This is a genomic window from Bacillus sp. NEAU-Y102, from assembly GCF_054788175.1.
On the sequence record NZ_JBTWFK010000008.1, the window covers coordinates 79,542 to 105,544 of the forward strand.

A 26,003-nucleotide genomic window follows, 5' to 3' on the forward strand; every position below is an offset into this window, starting at 1 on the left:
GGGCATTACTGCCCGGCAAATAGTGAAATAAATACTAGAATGTAATATATAAAAAGCTGACTGAGTATAGTCAGCTTTTTATATATTAACACGTAAAAGTTTTAACAGACATATAAAGCAGGCACGCTTTGTTATCACCTTGTTGTAAATTAGTATTTCTCCATTGAGTAGACATTCCATAATATCGTATTTTGATTAAAACTATAAAACATACTTAACACTAATAGTAGAATTTTTCTTCATCAACTTCACTTTTTCTCTTTTTATAAACATAAGAAAGGATCTCTATTTATATAGAGATCCTTTCTTATGTTTATAATTTACTAGACTGTAACCCCTGAATAAACGGAACTACTTCAGGATTTACAAGTGAAGACAAATCACCTAATTCTTTTCCTAAATAAGCTGCTTTAATAACACGGCGCATCACTTTAGAATTACGTGTTTTCGGCAAATCTTCTACAACGTGGATGTCTTTAGGACACAACGCTTTTCCAATATGAGAGTTTACTAAACTCATTAATTCTTTCTTTAATTCTCCTGTGAATGTTACATGGTCTCTTAATACTACGAAACAATGACAAACTTCACCTTTTACTTCATCAGGTACACCAATTGCAGCAGCTTCGATTACATCGTTATGTTTCACAAGAATAGATTCATATTCAGCAGGTCCAATACGTTTACCTGCAATATTTAACGTATCGTCTGAACGCCCTGTGATGATATATTGTTCACCATCGTAAATGACCCAGTCACCGTGGACCCATTTATTTTCAAAACGCGACCAATATGTGTTTACGTAACGTTCATCATCTTCCCAGAAGCTTTTCGTCATACCTACCCAAGGTTTCTCTAAGCATAATTCTCCGACTTCATCTCGAATTGGTTTACCTTGATCATCCAGTACGACAGCTGCCATTCCTGGTAAAGATGCATTAAAACTAATCGGTGCTATTGGCTTAATAAGAACATTACCGAAAATCCCACCAGAGATTTCAGTTCCACCTGAGTAGTTACAGATTGGTACATTTCCTTTTCCAACTGTTTCAAACAGCCACATCCATGGATCAGGATTCCAAGGTTCTCCTGTTGATGCAAATACTTCCAAACTCTTTAAAGAATGTTTATTGACATACTTATCACCTTTTGCCATTAATGCTCGTATTAACGTTGGTGAAATACCTAGATGAGTAATTTCATATTTATCAACTGTCTCCCATAACCGGTCTGCTTCTGGGAAGTCTGGAACACCTTCGTACATAACCATCGTTGCTCCATTAATGAGTGAACCGAATAATAGAAATGGCCCCATCATCCAGCCCATATCAGTTACCCATAATACACGATCACCTTGTTTAATATTCATTCCAAATCCTGCATCAAAAGCTGCTTTCAAAGGAAATCCTGCATGCGTGTGTACTGTTCCTTTCGGCTTACCAGTCGTTCCTGATGTATAAATGAGCATTAATGGATCATCACTTTGCATTTCTTCGGCATGTATGAATGGTTTTTCTTTTTCTAGCGTACTCCACGAAAAGTCATAGTTATGTGGTGTAAAATCATTTCCTGCATGACGAACGATTACCACTTTTTCAACAGTTGGGCAATGTTCACAAGCTTTATCTACTTCATCTTTTAAAGAAACAATTTTTCCTCGGCGTGAAAATCCATCTGCGGTAATAATCATTTTTGAACCTGCCGCTTGCACACGTGTCATGACTGCATCAGACGCAAAGCCTGAGAATATTGGTGAAATAATTGCACCGATTTTCATTACAGCTAGCATCGCAACAACTGTTTCTGGAATCATCGGCATATAAATTGTTACACGGTCACCTTTCTCAATACCCGCGTGTTTCAAACCATTTGCAACACGGCTTACCCAGTTATCAAGCTCTTCATATGTAAATGATTTTGAAGTTCCATTTTCCCCTTCGTACTGAAGCGCTGGCTGTATTCTCGTTTCTTCATCCGCAAGCCAGCGGGATAAAGCTGATTCTACAACGTTACATGTTCCGCCATTATACCACTGTGCAAACGGTGTACCATTTTCTAAATCTAACACTTCTGTATAAGGTTTCATCCATTGATAGCCTACTGCTTTTTCTGCCTCTCCCCAAAACCAAGCTGTTTCCTCAATAGATTTATTATAAAAAGTTTCATAGTCTTCATATCCCAATGATTTCATCCAACCATATAAACGTGTTTTTTCCTTATACTCTTCTGTTGGAAACCAAACTGCTTGTTTCAATGTTTTCCCCTCCTTAACTTTTTGAGCAAGAAAGCCCTAAATAGGGCTTTTAAACTGGATATACAGGATGTTTACGATCCGTGAATAATTGATATTTACTCATATACATTTCGAAACGTCCTTTTAACTCTTCACGTAAATTGTTTGGATGAACAATACCATCAATCACCATCTCTGATGCTAAGTGGTATATATCAATATCTTTCTTATACTCTTCACGTTTTTCAGCAATGAAGCTAGCGCGCTCTTCTTCTGGTAAAGCTGCAATTTTATTTGCATATACAGCATTAACCGCAGCTTCTGGACCCATTACCGCAATAGAGGCTGTCGGTAATGCCAGGCAGCAATCTGGTTCAAATGCTGGACCTGCCATCGCATATAAACCAGCGCCATATGCTTTACGAACAACGATAGAAATCTTCGGTACAGTTGCTTCACTCATTGCAGAAATCATTTTTGCACCGTGGCGAATAATACCAGCACGCTCTACTTTTGTACCAATCATAAATCCTGGTACATCCGCAAGGAATAATAATGGAATATGATATGCATCGCATAAATTAATAAACTTAGCAGCTTTATCAGCTGAATCGTGAAATAATACACCGCCCTTCATACGCGGCTGATTTGCAATAATACCAACTGGCTTACCATCAATACGTGCTAAGCCTGTAATTAGCTCTTGAGCAAATAATTTTTTTACTTCATAGAATGAACCTTCATCAATAACTCTATTAATGAGATCTTTCATATTGAAAGGAGCATTTTGATTTTCTGGAATGATTTGTTCTAATGTTTTATCGAATTGTTTCGGTTCTTGAGGTGTAACCAATGGAGTCTTTTCTAAGTAGTTGTTTGGAAAATATGAAATGTATTGTCTTGCTTGTGTAATCGCATCTTCTTCTGTCTTACATAAAACATCTCCGCATCCTGATACAGAGCAATGCATACGAGCTCCGCCCATCTCTTCTAAAGTTACCTTCTCACCGATAACCATCTCAGCCATACGAGGAGATCCTAAATACATAGATGCATTTCCTTCTACCATCATTACAACGTCACAAAAGGCTGGAATATATGCACCACCAGCAGCAGAAGGTCCAAATAATAAACATACTTGAGGAACTTTACCTGATAATTTCACTTGATTATAGAAGATTCTTCCTGCACCGCGGCGCCCTGGGAACATTTCTACTTGATCTGTAATACGCGCTCCAGCAGAGTCGACTAAATAAAATAACGGAACACGTAATTTTTCAGCTGTTTCTTGAATACGTAAAATCTTTTCAACTGTGCGTGATCCCCATGATCCAGCTTTTACAGTAGAATCATTAGCCATTACACACGCAGTACGACCATGTATTTTACCCGTTGCAGTTACAACGCCGTCCGCAGGTAAGCCTGTTTGTTCACAGTTAGCAAATAATGCATCTTCTACATATTCGCCATTATCAAATAGAAGCGCTAAACGATCTCGAACAAATAATTTTCCTTTTGCTTTATTTTGTTCATGATATTTCGGTGCCCCGCCTTGTTTAATCGTTTCAACACGTTCTTCAAATGAATTAGATTGTTGTTTTTGGTCTAACATATTTACTCCCCCTTATACATCGGTTTACGTTTTTCTTTGAATGCCTGTAATCCTTCTATTCGATCTTTCGTATGGATTACACCTTCATACGCTTGTTTTTCCATTTGTAATCCGGTATGTAAATCAACTTGAATACCATTTGAAATTGCCTCTTTTGCTAATCGAACAGCAATAGGTCCATTACTAGCAATTTTCTCTGCTATTTCAATCGCTTTCTCTTCAAGTAAATTAGCTGGTACAACAAATTCTACTAAACCATATTCTTTTGCTTCTTGCGCTGAAATACGTCTACCTGTATAAATTAATTCTTTCGCTCTACCAACTCCAATTAATCTTGGTAAGCGCTGTGTACCACCTGCTCCTGGTATAATTGCAAGTGTCGTTTCAGTAAGACCAAGACTTGCAGATTCAGCAGCAATTCTAAAATCACAAGCTAAACTTAATTCCGTACCACCACCAAGTGCGATTCCATTTATAGCAGCAATAACTGGCTGTGGTAATTGTTCAACCATCTCCATAGTAGTGCGAATCATACTAACAGCATGACGAACTTGTTCTTCATTCATATCGGCACGCTCTTTTAAATCTGCACCAGCACAAAATGCTTTTTCACCAGCACCAGTCAAAATAACTACACGTGCGCTTGAATCTTCACTTATTTGAGTTAATATAGTTTGTAATTCATCTAATAATGCCAAAGATAATGAGTTTGCTTGTCTCGCACGATTTAACGAAATCTTTACTACGTGAGGTGTTACGTAATCAACGGAAATGTTTTGTAATTGTAGCATCTACTCACCTACTTATCGTTTTATGTTGAAGCGCTCTATACACATGACTCGGTAATTGGATATTTAACTTACTTTGAATAAATTGACTAGCTCTCAATAACTTTTCTTCGTCTATATTCGTTTGGACTCCTAATTTATGGAGCATATGTACTAGGTCATCAGTAGCAACATTACCTGATGCTCCTGGTGCATAAGGGCAGCCCCCGAGTCCACCACAAGAACTATCAAACGTTGTAATACCGTATTCTAATGATTTAACTACATTCGCTAGAGCCATTCCATACGTATTATGAAAATGCATTGCAAACTGCGAAGCATCATACTTCTTTAATAGGTGTTCTAATACTTGTTCTACTTGTAATGGATTCGCTACACCGATTGTATCCCCAAGAGAAACTTCATAAATGCCGTATGAAAACAGTTGATTACATAATTCGTCAACTGCTGTAGCACTTATATCCCCTTCATAAGGACATCCAAATACAGTAGAAACATAGCCTCTTACCTTTTTCCCTTCGAATAATGCCTGTTTTGTTATATCTTCAATTACAACTAATGCTTCTTTAATCGATTTATTAATATTACTTTTATTATGAGATTCACTTGCTGATAAAAAAACATTCACCTCATCTACATTTTGCAAAAAAGCTCGTTCCAAACCATTTTGATTCGGAACAAGCGCAGCATATGTAACATTTGGATCCCTTTTCAGCTCAGAAAATACATCATTTGCATCTGCTAATGCAGGGACCCATTTTGGGTGAACGAATGAGGAAACTTCAACATACGACAATCCTGCTTCTGTAAGTAGTTGAATCCATTTTACTTTATCTTTTGTGCCAACAATCTTTTTTTCATTTTGTAAGCCATCACGTGGCCCGACTTCTTTAATGACAGCAAAATTAGGTAGTTTCAATTCGCTTCCCCCTATATCTCCCTATTCAATTTCTAATAATACATCTCCTTCATTTACAAAATCGCCTTCTTGCACATTAATTTTCATAACTGTGCCGACTTCTTCTGAAATGATTGGAATTTCCATTTTCATAGATTCCAAAATGACGACATCCTGCTCTTCCTCTACTGTATCTCCTACTCCTACAACAATCTTCCAAACGTTTCCTGCCATCGATGCGTATACTTTCGTCATCATTTTTTCCCCCTTAATATTGTTAAATCTTATTTTTTAACGAGTTGTTTCGTTACAAAACCCGTTGTATAAATACCCTCTTTGAACACTTCGTCTTCCAAAACTTGCAGTAGCATTGGCGTGTTCGTTTTAATACCTTCTACTTTTAATTCTTCTAGAGCATCATGTAATTTCGAAATTGCTTCTTCACGAGTCTCGCCATGTGCAATGACTTTCGCAATCATTGGATCATAGAAAGGTGTAATCGTTACATGATTTTCTAAGAAGTGATCGATCCGTACATTTGACGGTAATGTTAAATTTGTAATTTTCCCAGGTGATGGGAAGAATGTTTTCGGATCTTCTGCATAAATACGAGCTTCAATGGCATGACCACTACGTTTTACATCATCCTGAGTAAATGATAGTTTCTCTCCACTTGCGATAAGAAGTTGCTGTTCTACAAGGTCTAATCCCGTAATTTCTTCTGTCACTGGATGCTCTACTTGTAATCTCGTATTCATCTCTAAGAAATAGAAGTTCTTCTGATCATCTACAAGAAACTCAACTGTACCTGCATTTGTATAGCCAAGTGCTTTGGCAGCTTGTACAGCAACTTCTCCCATTGCCTTTCGTGTACCTTCATCTAAAAATGGTGAAGGTGCTTCTTCGATTACTTTTTGATTTCGGCGCTGCACCGAACATTCACGCTCCCATAAATACACTGTGTTACCATGTGTATCTGCTAAAAGCTGAATTTCAATATGATGCGCGTCTGCTATATATCGCTCTAAATACATTTCTCCGTTACCAAAAAAGTTTTGCGCTCTTGTTTTATTACTTTCAAACGCTTTGGTGAGCGTTTGCTCAGTTTCCATCAACTGCATACCAATGCCTCCGCCGCCTGCGGATGCCTTAAGCATTAATGGATAACCAATTTGTTTTGCAATTTCAATTGCTTCTTCAGCAGTTTCAATATTTGTAGTAATACCTGGGACTACTGGGACATCTGCTGCTTGCATTGCGATACGTGATTCGATTTTACTTCCCATCTTCGTAATGATTTCTTCTGAAGGACCGATAAATACGATTCCTTCTTCTTTGCAACGAACCGGAAAAGACGGATTCTCTGATAATAAACCATAACCTGGATGAATCGCTTCTGCATTTGTCTTCTTAGCTATTTCAATAATTTTTTCAAGGTTTAAATAACTTTCTTGAACACGCGGTCCACCTACTAAGTAAGCTTCATTTGCCATCTTCACATGAAGGGCATTTTCATCTGCTTCAGAATAAATAGCAACAGTGCGTATGCCAATTTTTTGACAAGTTTTCATAATACGAACAGCAATTTCCCCGCGATTCGCAATTAATATTTTTTGAAACATAGTGATTCCTCCCTTTTATCTACATCCTAAATGTCTAGCAATTACGAGACGTTGAATTTCAGAAGTTCCTTCACCAATTTCTAATAGCTTCGCATCACGAATATGTCGTTCAACTTCATATTCACGCATATAACCATATCCACCATGAATCTGTACTGCTTGATTCGCAATACGGCTTGCTGCTTCCGATGCAAATAGTTTTGCCATTGCCGCTTCTTTGCCGAAAGGTTTATCGTTATCTTTTAACCAAGCTGCTTTATGTACTAAATTGCGTGCTAGCTCTACTTCAGTCGCCATATCAGCTAATTTAAATTGAATCGCTTGGAAATTAGAGATTGACTTTCCAAATTGTTGACGTTCTTTCGCATATTGCAATGCACGTTCAAAGGCTGATTGCGCAATACCAACTGCCAATGCTGCGATTGAAATACGCCCTCCATCAAGTGTATATAAAAATTGTTTAAAACCTTTATTTACATCACCAAGAATATTTTCTTTCGGTACACGCACACCATCAAGTACGATTTCACAAGTATTAGAAGCACGAACACCCATCTTATCGTATGGACTTGAAATCGTTAATCCTTCACTAGTAGTAGGCACGATAAATGCAGAAATACGTTTTCTACCATTCTCTTCAACGCCATTGACAGCGGTTACAATAATTGTATTTGCATACTCTGCGTTTGTAATCCAACACTTCTCACCACTGATTACATACTCATCGCCATCTAATACCGCTTTCGTTTGAGTACCACCTGCATCAGATCCAGCATTCGGCTCCGTTAATCCGAAGGCACCTAATGTTTTACCTGACGCCATTGGAACTAAATACTTTTGTTTTTGTTCTTCTGTACCGAAATAATAAATTGGAGAAGCACCTAATGAAATTGTTGCAGCATAGCTTAAACCAGTGCCACCACAAGCGCGACCAATTTCTTCAACTGCTAACGCATACGATACCGTATCGCCACCTGAACCTCCATACTCTTCTGGGAATGGGATGCCTAGTAATCCTAGTTCGCCCATTTTTTGAAATGTTTCATATGGAAACTCTGCAGTTTTGTCATAATATACAGCTTTCGGTGCGATTTCCTTTTCAGCAAAGTCACGTACCATTTCTTTAATCATTTGTTTTTCGCGAGTTAGAGTAAATTCCATTCCGCTACACACCCCTTATCGAATATTGAGTTTCGACAGCGTGCGAGTTTCTACTACAAACATAACAACTTAAAAGACAAGAACATTAGTTAGATAATTGCTATAATTCTGTCATAACTTAATTTTAAAACAGATTCTGTACTAATGCACAAAAAAATTCCTACATTGTTCTACAACAACATAGGAGGTTTTGTGTCGAATTATGTAATTTATTGTTTAATAATCTCTACCTTTTCCGGAATCAGAAATTTCTACTAATGCTTCAGGATATGGTTCGAAATATGTTTGTCTTAATAAATACTTTTCATCAAATCGAATAGCCCATGATTTTAAAATTGTAAGTAAACTACTAAGTGGTATTTTCTTTTCTGCATACTTTTGTAACAGTTCTATAAAATGATCTTTTTCTTGTTTTTTTAACTTTGTTTTAAAATATCCAAAAATGTGCTCGCATACATTTACATTCGATGTATAACGGGGCGCACGCATAAATAATTCATATAAAGTCTTCTCATAGTTTTCAAATACCACTTCAATCTTTTCATTTTTGTGATTTGCAATTATACGACCTAATTCCTTTTGTTTCACCTGATTATATGCCATAAATAAATATTTATTATCCGACTGAAACGATACAAGTTCTTTCATATTTTTATTGTGTTTAATCATTTTGTAATATGCGATTGTAAATAGCCTTGTAAAAAAATGCTCTCTAATAATAAAATTCGACAATCTACCTTCCTCTTCAATAGGAAGATGCGAAAATTTTTTTACTACTGCTCCGCCAAATAAGCCAGCTCCTTTTCCCTTTGCTGGCGCTTTTTCAAAACCAGAATAAATTTTCACATCACGCGTACCACAACTTGGTGAACGATTCTTTAAAATAAAACCATCCACATCCGGTATCATTTGTAAAAAGTCATTTGAAAACTGCTCCATTTTTTCAGTTACATCTTCTCGTGTCGACGGTTGCACAAGTCTATTCTCACCATTTTCTTCTACAATTCGTATCGTTTCACGAGGAGTCCCCAATCCAATCTCGACTTCTGGACAAACAGGTATAAATGTAACAAATGGCTGCAAATTTCGTATTGTTACATCTGGAATCATCTCTCCATTATAACGACAAGCATCAAATTCTAAACATTTACTTACGACGATTGTAGGTTTTGCAAATTGTCGCATCTTATTACCTCCTTATTACTAGTCCGTATAATATAAATTGTACTAAGATTAACATTTTAAGCAAAGTTTGATTCAGTTATTTTTATGAGAAATATAAATCCAATGATACATTAACAATCATTCAACTCTATTTTCTATAAATGTGCGCCCTATTAATGAGGGTTTAGATATTGTGAAATGAATAATACACACATGCTTCGGAGAAATTAATGATTAAGAAAGGAGGGAATTGTTATGAAAAAGAAATTATCATCTATTTTAAGTGTTTTAGCACTCTCTATTATGTTTTTAGGTACATCTGCGCAAGCTGAATACGATGGAAATAATATGAATAGAGTTAATAACACTGATATTTCAACTCGAGTAAATGACAATAACTTAGACAGAGTTAATAATGATGTAAGAACTCGAAATGTAAATACAACAAATGATTTAAATGATAATCGTGATAAAAATAATAATTGGGCTTGGCTTGGTTTATTAGGACTAGCAGGATTATTAGGTCTTAGAAGAAGAGACAAAGAAACACGCTGATTTAGAATGTTTTTAGTAAACAAGCACTTATTTATCAAAAATATATAATGAAAATAAATCGCCTTTTTAAAGGCGATTTATTTTTACTTAAAAGTAATGTATGTAATTCACACTTCAACGATTAAATTCGTGGAGTTAATCCATACAATATAAATTGAATCGTATTTTCAATTTCCGCTTCATCATTCCATTTTTCTTCAGGCAATAATAAAAATCGTGTTAATAATAAACCTAATACAGCTGATAAAGTAAGACGTAGTACGGAAGATGGTGGTATCTCAATAATTTCCCCTTCTTCTTGAAATTTCACAATCAACTTTTTGAAATGTGAAAACAGTTCTGTTTCTACTAATTGCTGTATTTCATTTTTCAGTTCTGGTTGGAATGGCACCTCTTGAATTAATATTTTTATCATAGGAAAGTGTTTTTGAGCAAATTTAAACCTATTATGAATTACAACCCTTAAAAGTCCTTCGTATGATTCATACTCCGATTTAAATATTTCTTTTGCAAAGGTTTGTACGAAAAATGGTGCAGCGAACTTAGTTAAAGTTGGCATTACGACCGCTAGTAATAAATCTTTTTTCGTCTTATAGTAGCGGAAGATTGTTCCTTCCGCTACACCAGCCCGTTTTGCAATTTCACTTGTTGAAGTTGAAGCGTATCCTTTTTCTCCAAACATATCAACAGCCGCCTCTAATATTCGCATTTGACGTTCATTTCGTTTATCCGTATTAGTTGCAGCTATTAATTCCTCCAGCCAATCCTTCTGCATTTATAAAGCTCCTTTTTGTCATTATTATATTTTGCGATGTTTCTTTAAAGCAAATACATTTCCTACTGCAAATAATATTGAAAAAAGTAATAATACAGTAAGATCTAATGCAATCTCTGTAAACCCTTGATTCCGAATCATCACTTGTCTCATTGCGTCAGCGCCGTATGTGAGTGGAAATACTTTCCCTAACATTTGTAGCCACTTGTTCATAGATTCCAATGGAAACAATCCAGAAAAGAAGATTTGTGGCACAATAACAAGCGGTATAAATTGAATCATTTGAAATTCATTATTTGCGTATGCCGATAAAAACGTACCTAATGTTAGTGCAGTTAAAGAGAGCATACATGTAATAAGTAGCGTTAGCCATATGGAGCCAGCTACGTATAAATCTAAAATATAAACGGAAAAGCTTACGATAATAATGGATTGTATAAAGGCAAAGATTCCAAAACCAATAATATAACCTGCGACTATTTCCCATCTTCTTACTGGGGTGGATAATAACCTTTCTAGCGTACCACTTAAACGTTCTCTTACGAAAGATACACCTGATAATATAAATACAAAGAAAAATGTAAAGAAACCAATTAATACAGGACCAAGCCCATCAAACATCGTAAAGTCTTTAGAGCCATGTAAATAATTTACTTCAGGTTTCATAATCGATACATCATTCTTCTCTGTGCTTTTTTGCAATACTTGAAGTACAGCACGATTTTTTGACGAATCACTACCTTCCAACAGAAGTTTCATTTTTCCATTCTCTATACGAAATACTGCATCTACCTTTTGTTTTTCCAACTCAGAAATCGCCTTTTCCTTACTGTATTCATAAATTGACGCTTCTTGATTTTTCATCATTTTTACTATTTGAGCAGGCATATCAACAACAGCAATTTGCGGTATATAGTCTTTCTGTGTAAACACTAGTGACAAAAGCCAAAGTAATAACATCGGTGCTCCAAACATCATTGCTAACGAACGCTTATCTCGAAAAAATTGACGAATAATACGTATAATTACACCAGTAACTCTCATGATGGCACCACCTCTTCCAGCAAAAAGACATCTTCAATCCGTCCAGATGACACGCGTTTTTTCAATTCTTCAGTTGTTCCAACCGCAACTAGTTTCCCTTCTCTAATTAATCCTAGACGCTCACAAAATTCAGCTTCATCCATAATGTGCGTCGTTACAATAATCGTTGTGCCTTTCTTTTTAAGATCATAAAATTTTTCCCAAATCGTTTTCCTAAGAAGCGGATCTATCCCCACTGTAGGCTCATCTAAAATTAATATTTCTGGTTCATGGAGGAGTGCTATTGCTAATGATAAGCGTTTTTTCATTCCACCTGAAAATTGTTGTACTTGCTTTTTCATATACTGTGACAATTGTACAAGTTCAAAAACCTCTGCAATTCTTGTCTTTTTACTTTTTCCCTTTAATCCATACATCGTTGCTATAAAATCTGCATTTTCATATGCTGACAATTCTTCATATAATGCATCCGCCTGGGCCATATAACCAATTCGTTTCATTTCATTTAAATTAGGCATATTAGTATTATTAACAAGCACTTCACCTTTCGTTGCCTCATTAATACCTGCAATCATTTTAATGAGCGTTGTTTTCCCCGATCCAGAAGGTCCAACAAAACCAAAAATCTCTGCTTTTTCAACTTGTAATGAAAGATTGTGTAACACTTCTTTTTTCCCAAAACTTTTTGATACAGTCCGTAAAATAATTGAAGGTTGTTGCACGTTTCATCCTCCTTTTCCAATAAAATGAGTGAGTACTCACTTTTATTTTACCCTTGCTTAATTATATGTCAAACTTCATTGATTAGTATGTATGTTCAATCAACGATATTAAACAATGAAACAGAGTCGACATTAGAATTTCATTTCCTAAAGTCGACTCTGTTTCATTTAAACTATAAATTTCACTTTACGTTTTTAAATTCATATACTTCCGAATTCTAGCAACGTCTAAAGAATATTCAATAACTAATTGCTGTAACGGTAAAATAACTGTGTCAGGATATAAATGGGCATATTGTAATGTTTCTGCATATTTTTCTAACCTTTTTTCTAAATATTTTATTATTTGATCAGGATGACTTACTAATAAACATTTACAATAATAATGTATTTGTTCCTCAATCGCCGTGTATTCTTCAATTTCATATTCTTTATGCATGTGTACACCCCTTTAAGTTTTTTACATGAATTACTTATCACAATTTTCACTCGACAAATTTTAAGTTTTTTGATTATTTACACTATAACAAACACTCAGGGTCAAATTTTGTTACTTTATGTAACGTAGAAAATTTTTAACAAAATTGTAATGTTAACTCCTGCAAAATACATAAAGCCCCTTTACTCATTATTGTATAAAAAAATCGTACAGCTTAATTTAGCTGCACGACTACAATCTCTGGCCTATTCAAAATTCTTTGCGGAATGATACTATTTCCTAATCCTCTACTCACTACCATTAATGTATTTTGTTCTACATATAAACCTGCTGTATATTTAGGTAAAACACCTTGATTTGGCGCAACTAATCCACCGATAAATGGCAATCTAACTTGCCCTCCATGAGCATGTCCCGATAAAACCAAATCCAACCTCTCATTCGTATATTCCTTTATAAATTCAGGCCGATGGGATAATAATACATTATATTTATCTGGCTGCATTTCAATTTTCGCTTTTTTAATTTCATCTATTATAATATTTCCTTCATCACGGTTTCCAGTAACAAACTCTGGATCATCAATACCTAGCAAGTTTATTTCTTGCTCACCCTTTCGAATGCCTACATGTTCATTCCTTAAAACATTGACATCATATTTCTTCAACTCTTTTTCTAAATTGTTATACTTTCCAGACCATTGTTCATGGTTTCCTGTCACAAAATATACAGGATACTTCTTTACAATTTCTCGTATTAATTGCATACTAACTTCTGCATCGTATGATTTACTGTCAATTAAATCACCCGTAATCGCAATAATATCTGGGTCTATACTTTTTATTTTTTGAATTAACACATCTTGATTATCGCCAAATTTTTTATTGTGTAAGTCTGAAATTTGTAGAATTTTATACCCTTTAAAAGAGGATGGTATTTTACTAGAGGTTATTTTAACCTCAGTTATACTTATTAAATTGTTCTGTAAATATAAAAAGATTGTAAAACCTACTAATATACAAATAATCATTACGATTCTATTAATCTTTTTTTTCATATTTTCTCCTTTATATTCTCATCAAACACTTCTATATGCTAACTGAATTATATTATACTTTCTTGAAATTTATTTAAATTAATAAAATAATACAGTACATAAAATTTCATATGAGATACGTCATATATATTCGTTATATTTTTACTTTTACCTTTTTAATAATAAGAACACAAAAACGACTCTTATCACACGAAAAGAGTCGTTTTCTAACTTTACACTTTTAATACTTTTATGTTAAAAATGCGAAAACTAAAATACTATTACCTAAGAGCCTTAACTATAACTTCAGTTGCCTCTGCAATGAGTTGATTATCATAGGTAGCCTCTTTCTCATCTTTACTAGATAAAATTGCGATGATAATTGGTGCTCTATTTGGAGGCCAAACGATAGCAATATCATTTCTTGTCCCGTAACTACCAGCACCTGATTTATCTCCAACTACCCAGTCAGTTGGTACGCCTGCACGAATAAGTTTGTCCCCTGTAGCATTTCCTTTCATCCACTCTGTAAGAATTTTACGTTTTTCAGCTGGAAGTGCATTTCCGACCGTAAAAGCTTTAAGATTCGTAGCAATAGCTTTCGCTGTACTAGTGTCACGAATGTCTCCTGGAATAGCTTCGTTTAATTCTGTTTCAAAGCGATCAGACATAGTAATCCGATCCCCCATATGCCTAAGCGTTTTTTCATATCCTTTCGGTCCGCCTATTTTATTAAATAAAATGTTCCCTGCAGTATTATCACTTGAACGAACAGCAGCCTCAGCAATTTCTCCTAGTTTCATTCCAGTATCTACATGTTTCTCTGTAACAGGTGAATAATCCACTAAGTCTTCTTTCGTAAATGTGATTACTTCATTTAATGTATCAATTGAGTTTTGCTGTAGTAATACTCCTGCAGCTAAAGCCTTGTAGGTTGATGCGAAGGCAAATCTTTCGTTAGGTCGATAAGAGATTGTTTGATTTGTACCAGTATCAATCGCATATACACCTAATCGAGCATCAAATTTTTTCTCAAGTTGAGAGAACTCTTTATGCGTCGCCTGATTTTTATGTTTCACTTGTCCAGTCTTTTCTTTCGCTTCAACTTGCAGTGCCCCTCCTGTAAAAGCTTCTAGGCTTGTAATACTTAAACCTAATATACCAACGCATATTCCTATTTTTAGCATCCTCTTATTTTTCAAAATCATCATTCCTTCCAAATTTTTAGCACCTTTTTATACGTACACATAATAGACAATCACCGAACCAAATTTGTTCCATAAACTAAAAAAATTATAGCTAGTATGAGAGTTATTAACAAAATAAGAGATAGTAGCTACGACGCCTCTATCTCTTATTTCATATTTCATTTTTTTACTTATAAATGGCTTTATATGAACAGGGTCTTTCCCTGAGAAAAGTACTCTAATTTTGCTTAGAACTACTTGTACTAGTAGCTTCACCATGTATGCGTTGCTGTTTTAAATCAAAGTATACATCTAATACTTCCTTTCCGATTATAGAATTAATTCCATTTTTATCATCATGAAGCCATGGAACTACTACGGAAAATGCTACTTCTGGATTATCATATGGAGCATATCCAACTAACGTTAAGTTGTAACATTCCATACGTTCTCCTTTTGCATTTCTACCAATCGGGTCATCTCCACCATATACAGTTTGGGCTGTTCCTGTCTTTCCTGCTGGTTTATATGGCGCGTTTTTGAAATATTTCACGCCAGTTCCATCACCTTCTTGGAATACCCATCTAAACCCTTCTTTTATCCGATCAATATGTTCTTTCTTCATATCAATTCGATTTAATACGACAGGCTCTATGGAACGTATAACTTTGCCAACCTCTTCTTTTATTGATTGTTCTCGTATTTCTTGTACAATTTGAGGTTGCATTCTATAACCACCATTCGCAATCGTTGAAATATATTGCGCTAATTGCAACGGCGTATACGTATCATACTGACCGATAGAAAAATCTAGTAAAAACCCAGGTTGACTATCTACTTTTCTCGTTTGTCCAATTATTTCATTCGGTAAATCAATACCTGTTGGGACACCTAAACCAAATTGCTTGAAATAATAGCGCATCGTATCAAATGCTCCTTGTTTAATATCCAATGAGCCATTTGGTACGTAATTAACTCCCGCAATTTTTAAAGCTGTCTGGAACATGTATACATTCGAAGATACTTGTAAAGCCCGTAAATCATTAATATTACCAAATCCGGATACATTCCACGATTTCTTAGCTTGTGTACCTTTAAATTTCATCGGCGCGTCATAAAATTGATCTCCTGGATGTATTGCGCCTGTCTCATATCCAGTTAATAAAGTAGCACCTTTTACAGCTGACCCTAGCTCATACGAAGTTGTCATGTTTCCTAATGCCAAATCCTCAACTTCTATTTTCCCTTCTTTTTCTACAATCTTTTTGCCTGCCATTGATAAAATTTGTCCGTTATTTGGATTAGTCATGACAACAAAAGCTCGATCGAGCAGTGGCTCTGAACTCTTAAAAGCTCTCAAGTTTTTCTCTATACTTTCTTCCACTTTCTTTTGTAATTCCATATCAATCGTTAATGTTAAACTATTACCACTTTTTCCTTTAGAGATTATTTCTGTGCTAACAATGTTTCCTGATTTATCAGTAATATTTTTCACTTCTTCTTTTGTACCGTGTAATACATCTTCATATCGTTGTTCAATATAACTTTTTCCAACACGATCATTACGGTTATATCCACGTACTAAATAAGAATCTAAATTTTCTTTCGGTAATCCTTCTTCACTACTCGTAATATTTCCTAATACAGAACGAAATAAATTACCGTTTACATAATTACGTTCCCAATCAACAGTTGCATCTACTCCTGGAAAATTCGCAAGATTTTCGCTTATCCGCGCATACTCTTCATCTGTTACATCTTTTTTAATGATTTGTGGTGTTAGTTGATAACCTGAACTCATTTTACTTTTAATAGCTAACACCTTTAAATCTTGTGCTGTTAATTCTGCTAATTCTACCTCTGTAACACGACCTCGTCTTAAGTCTTCTATTTTTTTATCTAACTCTTTTCCCTCTATACCCTTTTCTTTAAACTTTTCTATATCTTTCTTAGTAATCTTTGTCTCCGCACGTTTCGAATTCAACTGCATCCAAAAATCTTTTTTATCGATATCTGTTAATTTATTTATATCTTGTTCAGGCATTTCAAGTACTTTCGCCAAGTCTTTTGCTGTTTTTAAAATATCTTCACTCGTAATTCCCTTCACCCTTGTATACGTAATTGTGCGAAGAGATTTATTATTAACAACTGTGTTCCCTTCTCGATCTAAAATTTGTCCACGTGGAACTGGAATACTAGTTATTGCATTTTGACTACTTTCCACTTGGTTCTTATAAGCCTCTCCCTCAACGATTTGTACCTTTCCTAGCTGCATAATTATAGCTGAGAATAGTACAAATATGCAAAGGAACATTATATTTAATCGAATAGATATATATGTCTTCTGCTTCTTGCCTTTTTGTTCTTTCATAAATCCTCCATTTAATCCTTTCAGAAATTGCTACAAATACTAAAAGCATTCCTTATATATTAGATACCGATAATCGGTTATAAATATCGCCTCAATTTTTTGCTTAATCCTTGTAAGCAACCATTTCTTTTCGTTTAGATACGGAATTAATAACTCTCCCTTCCTGTTTTCTCTCTATTTTTTTGCCACTTGCATTAGAAGTGCTAAACTGTATAATGACTCTTATTAAACTTACATATAAACTTGCTAGTAAATTTTCATGCTAATTATTCCTTTCTTCATGCTGTAATACTTAATAGACAACCTAAACAATAAAGTTGTTCCACATTTACAAAAAAAATAATTAAATATAAGATGAAATAGGCTACATAAGGGAGGGTTATATGTTACATATAAAAAGATGGAGATTTTTTGCGGTTTTTTCTATCGTAGGTTTGATTTTACTAATTTTATTAAAAATCAACTTCATTTCAATTACTATCGCAACTTCTTTAGCTGAAAGAGGAAAGATTTTTGATCAAAATGGTGTAATACTAGCTACAAATAAGAAAGTTAAGTCTCTATATTGCACTTCTAATGACGAAAAGCTATCGAAACAAGATACATCAAACACATTAGCTTTTTTTAATCAATTTTCAAGCGAATTTCAACATGATATTTCTACAGAGAACATAAAATCTCAATTACAACAATCTTGTAAAAAGCAGACTATGAATGATATACCGTTATACTCTGATATAACTGAAAATGAACTTGCATTCATAAACAAAAACAAACCCAATAATGTAATAATTAAAAATGAATGGATTCGATATTATCCTAAACACGAAATTGGTTCACAAGTAATTGGGTATGTAGAAAATGACCTTAATTCAAAGCATAAGGCTGTTGGAAAAAGCGGGATTGAGTTGCAATATGAAAATGATTTAAAAGGAAAACCAGGTAAAACTCTTATTTTTAAATTGAATAATAAAAAATTCTTATGGAATATTCAAAAAGTACAAAAAGGTAAAGATGTACGGCTAGCTTTAGACTCTGAGTTGCAGCAAAAGGCAGAAGAAGCATTAAGATCTCAAATTAAGAAAACACCTGATGCTAAAGCTGGTTATGCTGTAGTAAGCGATGCAAAAACTGGCGCAATTTTAACTATGGCCAACACGGCAGTTTTTGATCCAAATATATTAAATACACGTGTATCTTCTAGAAAAGAAAACATTAACTCTCTTTCGCAAAATAAAGCAATTCAAAAATTAAAGTATGGTGAATCTTATGTAAATATGGCTTCTACTATAAAACCACTCACTATTTTAATTGGATTAAACGAAAAGCTTTTCCAACCCGAAGATACTTATTTAGATAAAGGGACTTTTCAGTATGATAATCAAAATAACATTACGAATGCACCTGGAACGCCAACAGGTGAGATTACACCGAGGCAGGCTATCATTAATTCATCTAACACATTTATGACAGCAAAAGTAGCTCTGCCCCTATTCAACCAAAATAATGGGAATATAGAAAAAGTGGCACATATATGGACAGATTATTTAATACAATTCGGCCTACGTTCTAAAACCGGGATTGATTTACCCTTTGAAGAAGACGGACAATATGAATTCCTTCCATCTAATAAGTTTGAAAATGGAATCTCCGCTTTATTAAACGCCTCTTGGGGAGGAAATGAAGTGCATACCCCTCTTCAACTCGCTCAATATGCAGCAACTTTGGCAAGTAAAGGTGATAAATATAAACCTCAAACTGTAAGTGCAATTATTAGTCCGGACGGTAAGGAAACAAAAAAGTTTAAACCAATTTTAGAAAGTTCAAATCGTTACCCGATGAACTTTTGGAGTGTCGTGCAAGGTGGAATGAGTCAAAATATAGAGGAAATTAAAAAGTTGCCTTTTGACGTCGCAGGTAAAACAGGTATTACAGGCTTTCCAAATGAGCAAGAAAGAATGATAAATCATTCTCTTTTCATTGCATATGCTCCTACTGAAGATCCACAAATTGCCGTTTCTGTCGTTATTCCTGGTAGTAATTCAGAAAAAAACATTGCCGCTCTCGTTACATCAGAAATTTTAGAGTCTTGGCATACACTTCAAAAAGAGAATAAAAACAAAGAGGAAGGTTCATTAAAGTGAACCTTCCTCTTTTACCATATAGAATCTACATTTATTATTTTCCATATACCTTCATTATTCTTTTCGAACATAAATGAATATTTAATATCAGTTAAAATGTACTCTTTCTGTACATATCCAGTATTACCATCAATTGTCGAAATTTTTATATATCCATCATTATTTACTTTTTCTGGAATCCAAGCTTTTACCATTTCATTAGATACTTCATATAAAACTTGTGATTCTCGTTTTGGTTCAGCTAAAATTTTCGTTTTATTTCCAGTAACCGTTGCATATATAAAATGCGCTTGCTTTGGTTGGTTACTTTCTGTCAATCCACTTGGTACTTTGTATACTTTTTTTGTATCATTTGCAAACTCTCCCCCCATTGTAAGAGCGACTTGCAACTCATGAAAAATATCTTCATCAAACTTCAGTTCATCCTTCTTATAACTCTTCCCTTTAAATAGAACTTCATCATTTAACGCTTTGTACAGCTCATTTTCATTTTTCGAGTTCGTACTTTGATATAGTTCATTCATAAATTGTTTTAATGATGGATCTTGAGCAGACTCATCTTTTGTTTTAGGCTTAATTTGAGTACTACTTTGTACCGGTGATTTATTATCATCAAGCCAAGGTTGTTGAACAATGAAAAATAACATTGTACAAACTAAAACAACTACAATAGGTAATGCTTTTTTACGAAATGGTCTTTTATGTTTTACAAAATCCACTTCATTATTTTCATATATAGACTGCTTTATTTTAGAAATAAATTCTTCTTCATCTTTACGATTCTCCATTGGCCCTTTTTTTATTTTTCTATACCAGTCAGGATTTTGTTTATTGTTCATCACTACTACCCTCCCCTATTAATTTTGAAACCTTACTTCTCGCTCTACTTAATCTCGATTTTACAGTTCCAATGGATACTCCTAATGTTTCAGCCATTTCTTCATAAGATAATTCATATTTTGCGTCCAATATAATTATTTCACGGTGCTTTTTAGGTAGTTCTAATACAACCTTCCACACATCATTCATTTCTTCTTGCTTAAAAAATTCTTGTTCTGCTGACAGGGATTGCTTATCGTCACTAAAAAATCCTATTAAAGATATCCTTTTAAAATAGGAGGATTTCAAATAGTTTATTGCCGTATTTCTTGTGATTTTTAATATCCACGTTTTAATAGATGACTCCTTTCGAAATGAATTCCAATTTTTAAACACCTTTATAAATACATCTTGCGTGATATCATCTGATAAGTGTGGATCTTTCGTAATAATAAATGAATAATTCCATACATCTTGCCAATAGTCTTTTATAACATAGTCCAGCTCATCATGATTACACTTTTCAATAAACGTCTGTTCCATTTCCACACCTCAAACTTATTTGAATAAACATAAAACTGCCCTCACTTTTATTATGGTTTCAATATATAGACAAGATACAAGTTTCATTTGTTCCATTGTTTATCTTTTTTCAGGCAGTATAATACTACTAAAAAACAAGTAAAGCATACAATGATAAAAATCCACTCATAAAAATCTGTTTTTTTGAATTTAACGTAAAACTCCACTTGTCCATTTCAATTTGCTATCCCCTTCTATTTACCATTAGCAATGCCAACTTTTCTAGAATCACAGCAAAAAAGCATTCTCGATTAGAAAGAATGCTTTTTTGAAATTTAATTGTTCTATATTTTTCCCAATTTATATCTTTGAGTTAAGCAAACATGTAATAAATTTAGTGAAAAAATTCACCTTATAATTAAGTATTATTTCTGAAATACATGTTTTACTTTTTCACCTGGAACGTTACTTCCTCCTCTTCCTTTTACATCTTCAATCATCATTGTAACAATCATGTCTGGTGCATTTGCATCGAAAGCTGCGAACCATCCCAGTTCTTTTCCGTCTGCTTCTTTCGACTCTTTCAGTTCTGCTGTACCAGTTTTACCAGCAAGCGTTACACCATCAACCTTTGCAATTCTCCCTGCGCCATCAGGGTCATTAATGACTTTGATTAATGCACTCTTTAATATTTCTTGATTCTTTTTAGAAATCACATTTTCTTTCCAATTCCCCGCTACTTTTGCTTCTTTTAAAAGATGTGGCGACGGAATATTCCCTTCATTCACAATCGGTGCATATGTTAATGCTAAATGAAGTGGCGTCATTAATACTTGTCCTTGTCCATAGCCCGTGTCTGCTAGTTGAATATCATTTTTTATCCCATCTTTTGCAATGATTGAAATAGGAAATTCGTATTCGATTGGTAATTTTTCATGAAATCCGTACTTTTTAAATTCATTTATATACTGATCTTTTCCCATTTTCAAAGCTTGTTGAGCAAAATAAATATTATCAGAGTACTTCATTGCCTTATCAAAATCAATTGGACTTGCATCCTTTACACGCGTTACATAGTAATTTCCCCAAGATGAATCTTTTGTCCACTTCAATCCTTGAATTTTAAATTCTTCCTTCGGATTTATTGTGTTTGTTTCCAAACCAATTGCACCTGTAATCGTTTTAAATACGGAACCTGGTACAAATGCTTGTGTGAAGCGATTCATCATTGGTAGTTTCGAGTCGTTACTCCATGCTTCTCGTTGGGCTTTCGATGCTCCTCTAACTATTATATTTGGATTATAAGCAGGGCTACTTACAAGTGCGATTGTTTCACCTGTTTTAGGATTGACCGCTGCACTAGATCCTGCTTCAGTTTTCATCTCATTAAAGATTTTTTCTTGAATTGCAGCATCAATTGTTAACGTAACATTTTCTCCTTCTTTTGCTTCTTTTTTTGTTACGTTTTTAATCTCTTTCCCATTCTCATCTTCTATAAATACGCGTCCACCCTTTTCACCACGCAATTTATTTTCTAACACTTTCTCTAAACCGGTCTTACCTACTAAATCATCTGCTTGATAACCTTGTTTTTGAAGTGATTTTAACTCCTCCGCATTCACCTTTCCTATATATCCAGTTAAGTGTGCCGCTGCTTCACCTAATGGATACGTACGAATATTTACTGGGCGAGATGAAACTCCTTCTAATTCAATATAATCATTCTGTCTAGTTCCCTCTTTTAAAACGCCAATTGGTACAAAGGAGTCTGGTTTTATCCATTTCGCTGTGAGCTTTTGTTCGACCTCTTCTATAGACATATCAAGTAATTGCGCTACTATTCCTTTCGTTTGCGCTGCTGCTTCGCCTAGTTTCTCTGGAATAATTCCAACCTCAGTTGCTTTACCATTCGTTGCAAGCCCTTTTCCATTTCGATCATATATTTCTCCTCGTTTTCCTTGCTCTATTTGCATACGTACTTTGTAATCTTTTTTCATTCCTGGGAAAATGAAGTCCGGTGTCCAATCTATTTTCCAAGATTCTTTATCTTTCACAAGTTTTGCTTCGTGGATGAATGAAACTGATCCTACATCCGTATCCATTTTAACTTCAAAAAGAAAAAGCTCTTTATCTTTCGTATTCTCTCCTTTCATTTTAACTTTTAAATTTTTAGCTCCAATCCCCTCATAGATTTTTTGATATTTTTCTGTGAATTCTTTTTTAGAAATCGATTTTTTGGCATGATCTGATAAATGATCATACATATTTGCAAATTTTCTATCATTCCATAAGTTGATATATTCTTCAAATGCTTGTTTTGGCGGTTCGTTTTTATTACATCCTACCAACATAACTGCGAAACAAACGAAAAGCAGCATCCATAATTTTTTCAATTCAATCTTCTCCCTTAGTTAAAAATGATGATTCCTTTCTTAATTTATTTAATAAAAAATGTTTAACGCTTAATAGACAGTGTAAGTAAGGACATTGTTCCATATTTACAAAAAATTAATTTACGCTTAAGTTGCATTGGAAGAAGGAGGTTTGTAAGCTTCTTACAAACTTAAGGAGCTCCTATATTTAGCAAACGTTATCATTATTAGTGGTGTTTTAAAACATACATTTAAAATACCTTTTAGTTCGTTTTCAAAGAAGTTTGGTTGTTGCAAATTAATTATGAATATCTAATCCAATTAGAAGAATACAATAATCAATTATCCAAAGTTAATTTCATACAAAAGCTAATAACGAGCATTAAAAAACTTTGCCTACTCTTTTAACATGGAAACATAATCTATTTATCAGAAGTCAATAATGAATAACAGGCGCTCCTAACCAGCAAAAAAAATAGACCTAATTGGAATTCATCAGAAATTAATAGATACATAAAAAACGCCATACTTTCTGTAAATTTCTACAAAAAGAATAGCGTTTTCTTATTTTACCTTTCTATATATGCTATACCGTGAGCTCCTTGATTTACAGAAGGATCTGCATTTCGATCTCCTGGATCAACTTCAATGGTATGAACATTCTTGTAATTAACTAAATCTAATACACTTATTGTCCCTGATCTAAGGTTAGAAACATATCCAACCGTTCCGTCCGTAGAAGAACGCATTGTAATTGGGAGTAAATCTACTTCTATTGTACCTAACACATTTAACGATTCTCCATCAAGAACAGAAACATACCCTGGTGCTGGAGAAAACATACTTCTTGTTCTCTCTCCATTCTTATTCTGAAAACGCGTATGTCCTACCAATACTTTCCCATCATTCGTTACATGAACCGGAGTAATTAAATCTGAAAATGATTTTGTCTTTATAATTTTATCGGTTTCTGTATTAATGATGCTAAGTGTAGGTTGCTCCTCTTTGTAGTCTCCAAGTAAACATGGTGAAGGGATATAAACTCGATTACCTTTAGGAGAAATAGCTAGTTCTTCACTACCATAGGGCATAGATACTTTTCCAATTAACTCCTTATTATGTGTATCTAAAACCGATATAAAGGGCGCCTCTTTATTAGAGGAATATCCTTTTGTACCATCTGGATTCGTCACAAACCAATGTGGACCTGTTGCTTCTGTAGAGATTCTATCTAGCACTTTTCTTGTGTTAAGATTAATAATTAAAATTCCTCCTTCACCAGATTCAACACTTACATACAATAAGTCTTTTTTTTCATTATAAACTAAACCATGTGGTGCAAATTCCGGCGAAATATCAATGATATCAATTACTTTAAATTGATCAATATCGATAACTAAAATTTCATGGCTTTTTTCCGGATTATTTCTATAAAAACCTGAGCGATAAGTAATACTTACATATAACAATTGACGCTTAGAATCGAAACATAATTCATGAGGTTCTGTAACTGGAGAATCTATAACCCCTATTCTTTCAAAATTTTTCGTATTGAAGAAATGAATTTGATTACCGCTGGAGCTAACGACCGCCAAAATAGGATTATTTTCTTTAGAACTATTCATTAATTAAACCCTCCTTGTTATTTGTTCCAAATTTCTTAAGTTCCATAGAAATCAGTATATTTAAGTAATTTGTGTTATTACTAAGACAAGTTGTAAACAATTTTCACCTCCTTCTAATTAAATTAGCTTAACTTATAATAAGTTAGACTAACTTTTATTCTGTAAAAATACGTTGAATTTAATAATCCAACGTATTTATCTACCTTCTCCAACTTTATCTTTTATACTTACATGTATTTTATTTAATAACTTTACTTCTCAATTAATGATGCACAAGAAGCACAGAAAGCAAGTAATTAGCGACATACCATTTCTTTGTCTCGTGCATTATCAGATACTCATAACATAAATAAACCAAGCTTAGCTGCCATTTAATTAGTTTCCCTTCGCTACCGTTTTTTTAAATTCATTCTGCGTACAGCTCTATTCTTTGAGGAATCGCCCTATAGATTAACAAATTTGCTTCAGATTCTTGTTTTTTATTGAACTATTCCTGTGTTGAAAATCCAACTATAATTAGTTAGCTTAACTAACTATAATTATAAATACATCCACGTTTTATCGCAAGAGTTTTAAGAATCTTCGAATAAATGAATAGAGAGATAGAATTTCATCATAAGATACATGATCTTAAGTTAATAGTAATGCATAATGAGATTTTCGTACGTTAAGAAAAAACTTGCTACATATGTAGTAAAGTTTTTTAATTGTTTACTTCTCGCTCAGCTATCAGCTTTTTTTAACTAACACTTTAATTGTTTTAACAGCCTTTTGTTTAATTCCCACAAAGCTGTTTTGTTTCTACCTCATTTCAAGAATCTCTTAATCCAATTTAATAAAGTGAAACTTTAATCAGCCCTCACCAATCGGGCTGCGCGGCAAATAGCCGGATAAACAACAATTTCAGTTGGTAG

Annotated in this window: 21 protein-coding genes; 2 read left to right on the plus strand and 19 right to left on the minus strand. The window is 34.1% G+C overall.

Features of this window, described 5'->3' with window-relative positions:
• Nucleotides 1-313: 313 nt before the first annotated feature.
• The 8 genes from ACYFX0_RS21075 to ACYFX0_RS21110 all read right to left on the minus strand — a co-directional run bounded on the left by ACYFX0_RS21075 (nucleotide 314) and on the right by ACYFX0_RS21110 (nucleotide 9,499).
• Nucleotides 314-2,254: an AMP-binding protein gene (locus tag ACYFX0_RS21075; protein ID WP_000806483.1), complete on the minus strand. Its 1,941-nt coding sequence runs from the start codon at nucleotides 2,252-2,254 to the stop codon at nucleotides 314-316.
• Nucleotides 2,255-2,303: 49 nt separating this feature from the next.
• On the minus strand, nucleotides 2,304-3,845 hold the full coding sequence (locus ACYFX0_RS21080) for an acyl-CoA carboxylase subunit beta (protein WP_063675383.1): 1,542 nt from the start codon (nucleotides 3,843-3,845) through the stop codon (nucleotides 2,304-2,306).
• A 2-nt stretch (nucleotides 3,846-3,847) separates the two neighbouring features.
• On the minus strand, nucleotides 3,848-4,636 hold the full coding sequence (locus ACYFX0_RS21085; protein ID WP_000939799.1) for an enoyl-CoA hydratase: 789 nt from the start codon (nucleotides 4,634-4,636) through the stop codon (nucleotides 3,848-3,850).
• A 4-nt stretch (nucleotides 4,637-4,640) separates the two neighbouring features.
• Nucleotides 4,641-5,552 carry a hydroxymethylglutaryl-CoA lyase gene (mvaB, locus tag ACYFX0_RS21090; protein WP_000775428.1) on the minus strand — a complete coding sequence of 304 codons (912 nt, stop codon included), beginning with the start codon at nucleotides 5,550-5,552 and terminating at the stop codon, nucleotides 4,641-4,643.
• A gap of 21 nt (nucleotides 5,553-5,573) precedes the next feature.
• Entirely contained in the window at nucleotides 5,574-5,789 is a 216-nt protein-coding gene (locus ACYFX0_RS21095; protein ID WP_106082181.1) for an acetyl-CoA carboxylase biotin carboxyl carrier protein subunit, read from the minus strand.
• A gap of 26 nt (nucleotides 5,790-5,815) precedes the next feature.
• A complete protein-coding gene (locus ACYFX0_RS21100) occupies nucleotides 5,816-7,153 on the minus strand; it encodes an acetyl-CoA carboxylase biotin carboxylase subunit (protein ID WP_106082180.1) in 1,338 nt (445 codons plus the stop codon).
• 15 nt (nucleotides 7,154-7,168) lie between these two features.
• Nucleotides 7,169-8,314 carry an acyl-CoA dehydrogenase gene (locus ACYFX0_RS21105; RefSeq protein WP_000397282.1) on the minus strand — a complete coding sequence of 382 codons (1,146 nt, stop codon included), beginning with the start codon at nucleotides 8,312-8,314 and terminating at the stop codon, nucleotides 7,169-7,171.
• A gap of 216 nt (nucleotides 8,315-8,530) precedes the next feature.
• Nucleotides 8,531-9,499, minus strand: a complete 969-nt coding sequence (locus ACYFX0_RS21110; protein ID WP_106082179.1) for a YbgA family protein — start codon at nucleotides 9,497-9,499, stop codon at nucleotides 8,531-8,533.
• 234 nt (nucleotides 9,500-9,733) lie between these two features.
• Between ACYFX0_RS21110 and ACYFX0_RS21115 the strand changes: the two genes are divergently transcribed.
• Nucleotides 9,734-10,033, plus strand: a complete 300-nt coding sequence (locus ACYFX0_RS21115; RefSeq protein ID WP_063224864.1) for a WGxxGxxG family protein — start codon at nucleotides 9,734-9,736, stop codon at nucleotides 10,031-10,033.
• A gap of 121 nt (nucleotides 10,034-10,154) precedes the next feature.
• Here ACYFX0_RS21115 and ACYFX0_RS21120 read toward each other — a convergent pair whose 3' ends face one another.
• From ACYFX0_RS21120 to ACYFX0_RS21150, 7 genes are all read right to left on the minus strand, one after another.
• The gene (locus tag ACYFX0_RS21120) at nucleotides 10,155-10,808 is read right to left on the minus strand and encodes a TetR/AcrR family transcriptional regulator (RefSeq protein ID WP_001168192.1); all 654 of its coding nucleotides are present in this window, start codon (nucleotides 10,806-10,808) and stop codon (nucleotides 10,155-10,157) included.
• Between the two features lie 24 nt (nucleotides 10,809-10,832).
• Complete coding sequence (locus ACYFX0_RS21125; protein ID WP_001266715.1) at nucleotides 10,833-11,852, minus strand: ABC transporter permease; 1,020 nt, start codon at nucleotides 11,850-11,852, stop codon at nucleotides 10,833-10,835.
• Nucleotides 11,849-12,574: an ABC transporter ATP-binding protein gene (locus tag ACYFX0_RS21130; RefSeq protein ID WP_001187074.1), complete on the minus strand. Its 726-nt coding sequence runs from the start codon at nucleotides 12,572-12,574 to the stop codon at nucleotides 11,849-11,851. The genes ACYFX0_RS21125 and ACYFX0_RS21130 overlap by 4 nt, the downstream gene beginning before the upstream one ends.
• Before the next feature lie 187 nt (nucleotides 12,575-12,761).
• Nucleotides 12,762-13,013: a hypothetical protein gene (locus ACYFX0_RS21135; RefSeq protein ID WP_000548621.1), complete on the minus strand. Its 252-nt coding sequence runs from the start codon at nucleotides 13,011-13,013 to the stop codon at nucleotides 12,762-12,764.
• Between the two features lie 214 nt (nucleotides 13,014-13,227).
• Nucleotides 13,228-14,070 carry a metallophosphoesterase gene (locus tag ACYFX0_RS21140; protein WP_106082178.1) on the minus strand — a complete coding sequence of 281 codons (843 nt, stop codon included), beginning with the start codon at nucleotides 14,068-14,070 and terminating at the stop codon, nucleotides 13,228-13,230.
• Between the two features lie 260 nt (nucleotides 14,071-14,330).
• The gene (gene bla / locus ACYFX0_RS21145; protein WP_142399146.1) at nucleotides 14,331-15,257 is read right to left on the minus strand and encodes a class A beta-lactamase Bla1; all 927 of its coding nucleotides are present in this window, start codon (nucleotides 15,255-15,257) and stop codon (nucleotides 14,331-14,333) included.
• Nucleotides 15,258-15,474: 217 nt separating this feature from the next.
• A complete protein-coding gene (locus tag ACYFX0_RS21150) occupies nucleotides 15,475-17,607 on the minus strand; it encodes a peptidoglycan D,D-transpeptidase FtsI family protein (RefSeq protein ID WP_106082176.1) in 2,133 nt (710 codons plus the stop codon).
• A 383-nt stretch (nucleotides 17,608-17,990) separates the two neighbouring features.
• Here ACYFX0_RS21150 and ACYFX0_RS21155 point away from each other — a divergent pair, with 383 nt between their 5' ends.
• Nucleotides 17,991-19,751 (plus strand): peptidoglycan D,D-transpeptidase FtsI family protein, encoded by a 1,761-nt coding sequence (locus tag ACYFX0_RS21155; RefSeq protein WP_106082175.1) that lies wholly within the window; start codon nucleotides 17,991-17,993, stop codon nucleotides 19,749-19,751.
• Between the two features lie 11 nt (nucleotides 19,752-19,762).
• Here ACYFX0_RS21155 and ACYFX0_RS21160 read toward each other — a convergent pair whose 3' ends face one another.
• From ACYFX0_RS21160 to ACYFX0_RS21175, 4 genes are all read right to left on the minus strand, one after another.
• Nucleotides 19,763-20,590: an anti-sigma factor gene (locus tag ACYFX0_RS21160; RefSeq protein WP_106082174.1), complete on the minus strand. Its 828-nt coding sequence runs from the start codon at nucleotides 20,588-20,590 to the stop codon at nucleotides 19,763-19,765.
• Nucleotides 20,580-21,113 (minus strand): RNA polymerase sigma factor, encoded by a 534-nt coding sequence (locus tag ACYFX0_RS21165; protein ID WP_000438327.1) that lies wholly within the window; start codon nucleotides 21,111-21,113, stop codon nucleotides 20,580-20,582. The genes ACYFX0_RS21160 and ACYFX0_RS21165 overlap by 11 nt, the downstream gene beginning before the upstream one ends.
• A 404-nt stretch (nucleotides 21,114-21,517) precedes the next feature.
• Nucleotides 21,518-23,485: a penicillin-binding transpeptidase domain-containing protein gene (locus ACYFX0_RS21170; RefSeq protein ID WP_000737760.1), complete on the minus strand. Its 1,968-nt coding sequence runs from the start codon at nucleotides 23,483-23,485 to the stop codon at nucleotides 21,518-21,520.
• A 548-nt stretch (nucleotides 23,486-24,033) separates the two neighbouring features.
• The gene (locus ACYFX0_RS21175) at nucleotides 24,034-25,089 is read right to left on the minus strand and encodes a beta-propeller fold lactonase family protein (RefSeq protein WP_001088901.1); all 1,056 of its coding nucleotides are present in this window, start codon (nucleotides 25,087-25,089) and stop codon (nucleotides 24,034-24,036) included.
• Nucleotides 25,090-26,003 lie beyond the last annotated feature (914 nt).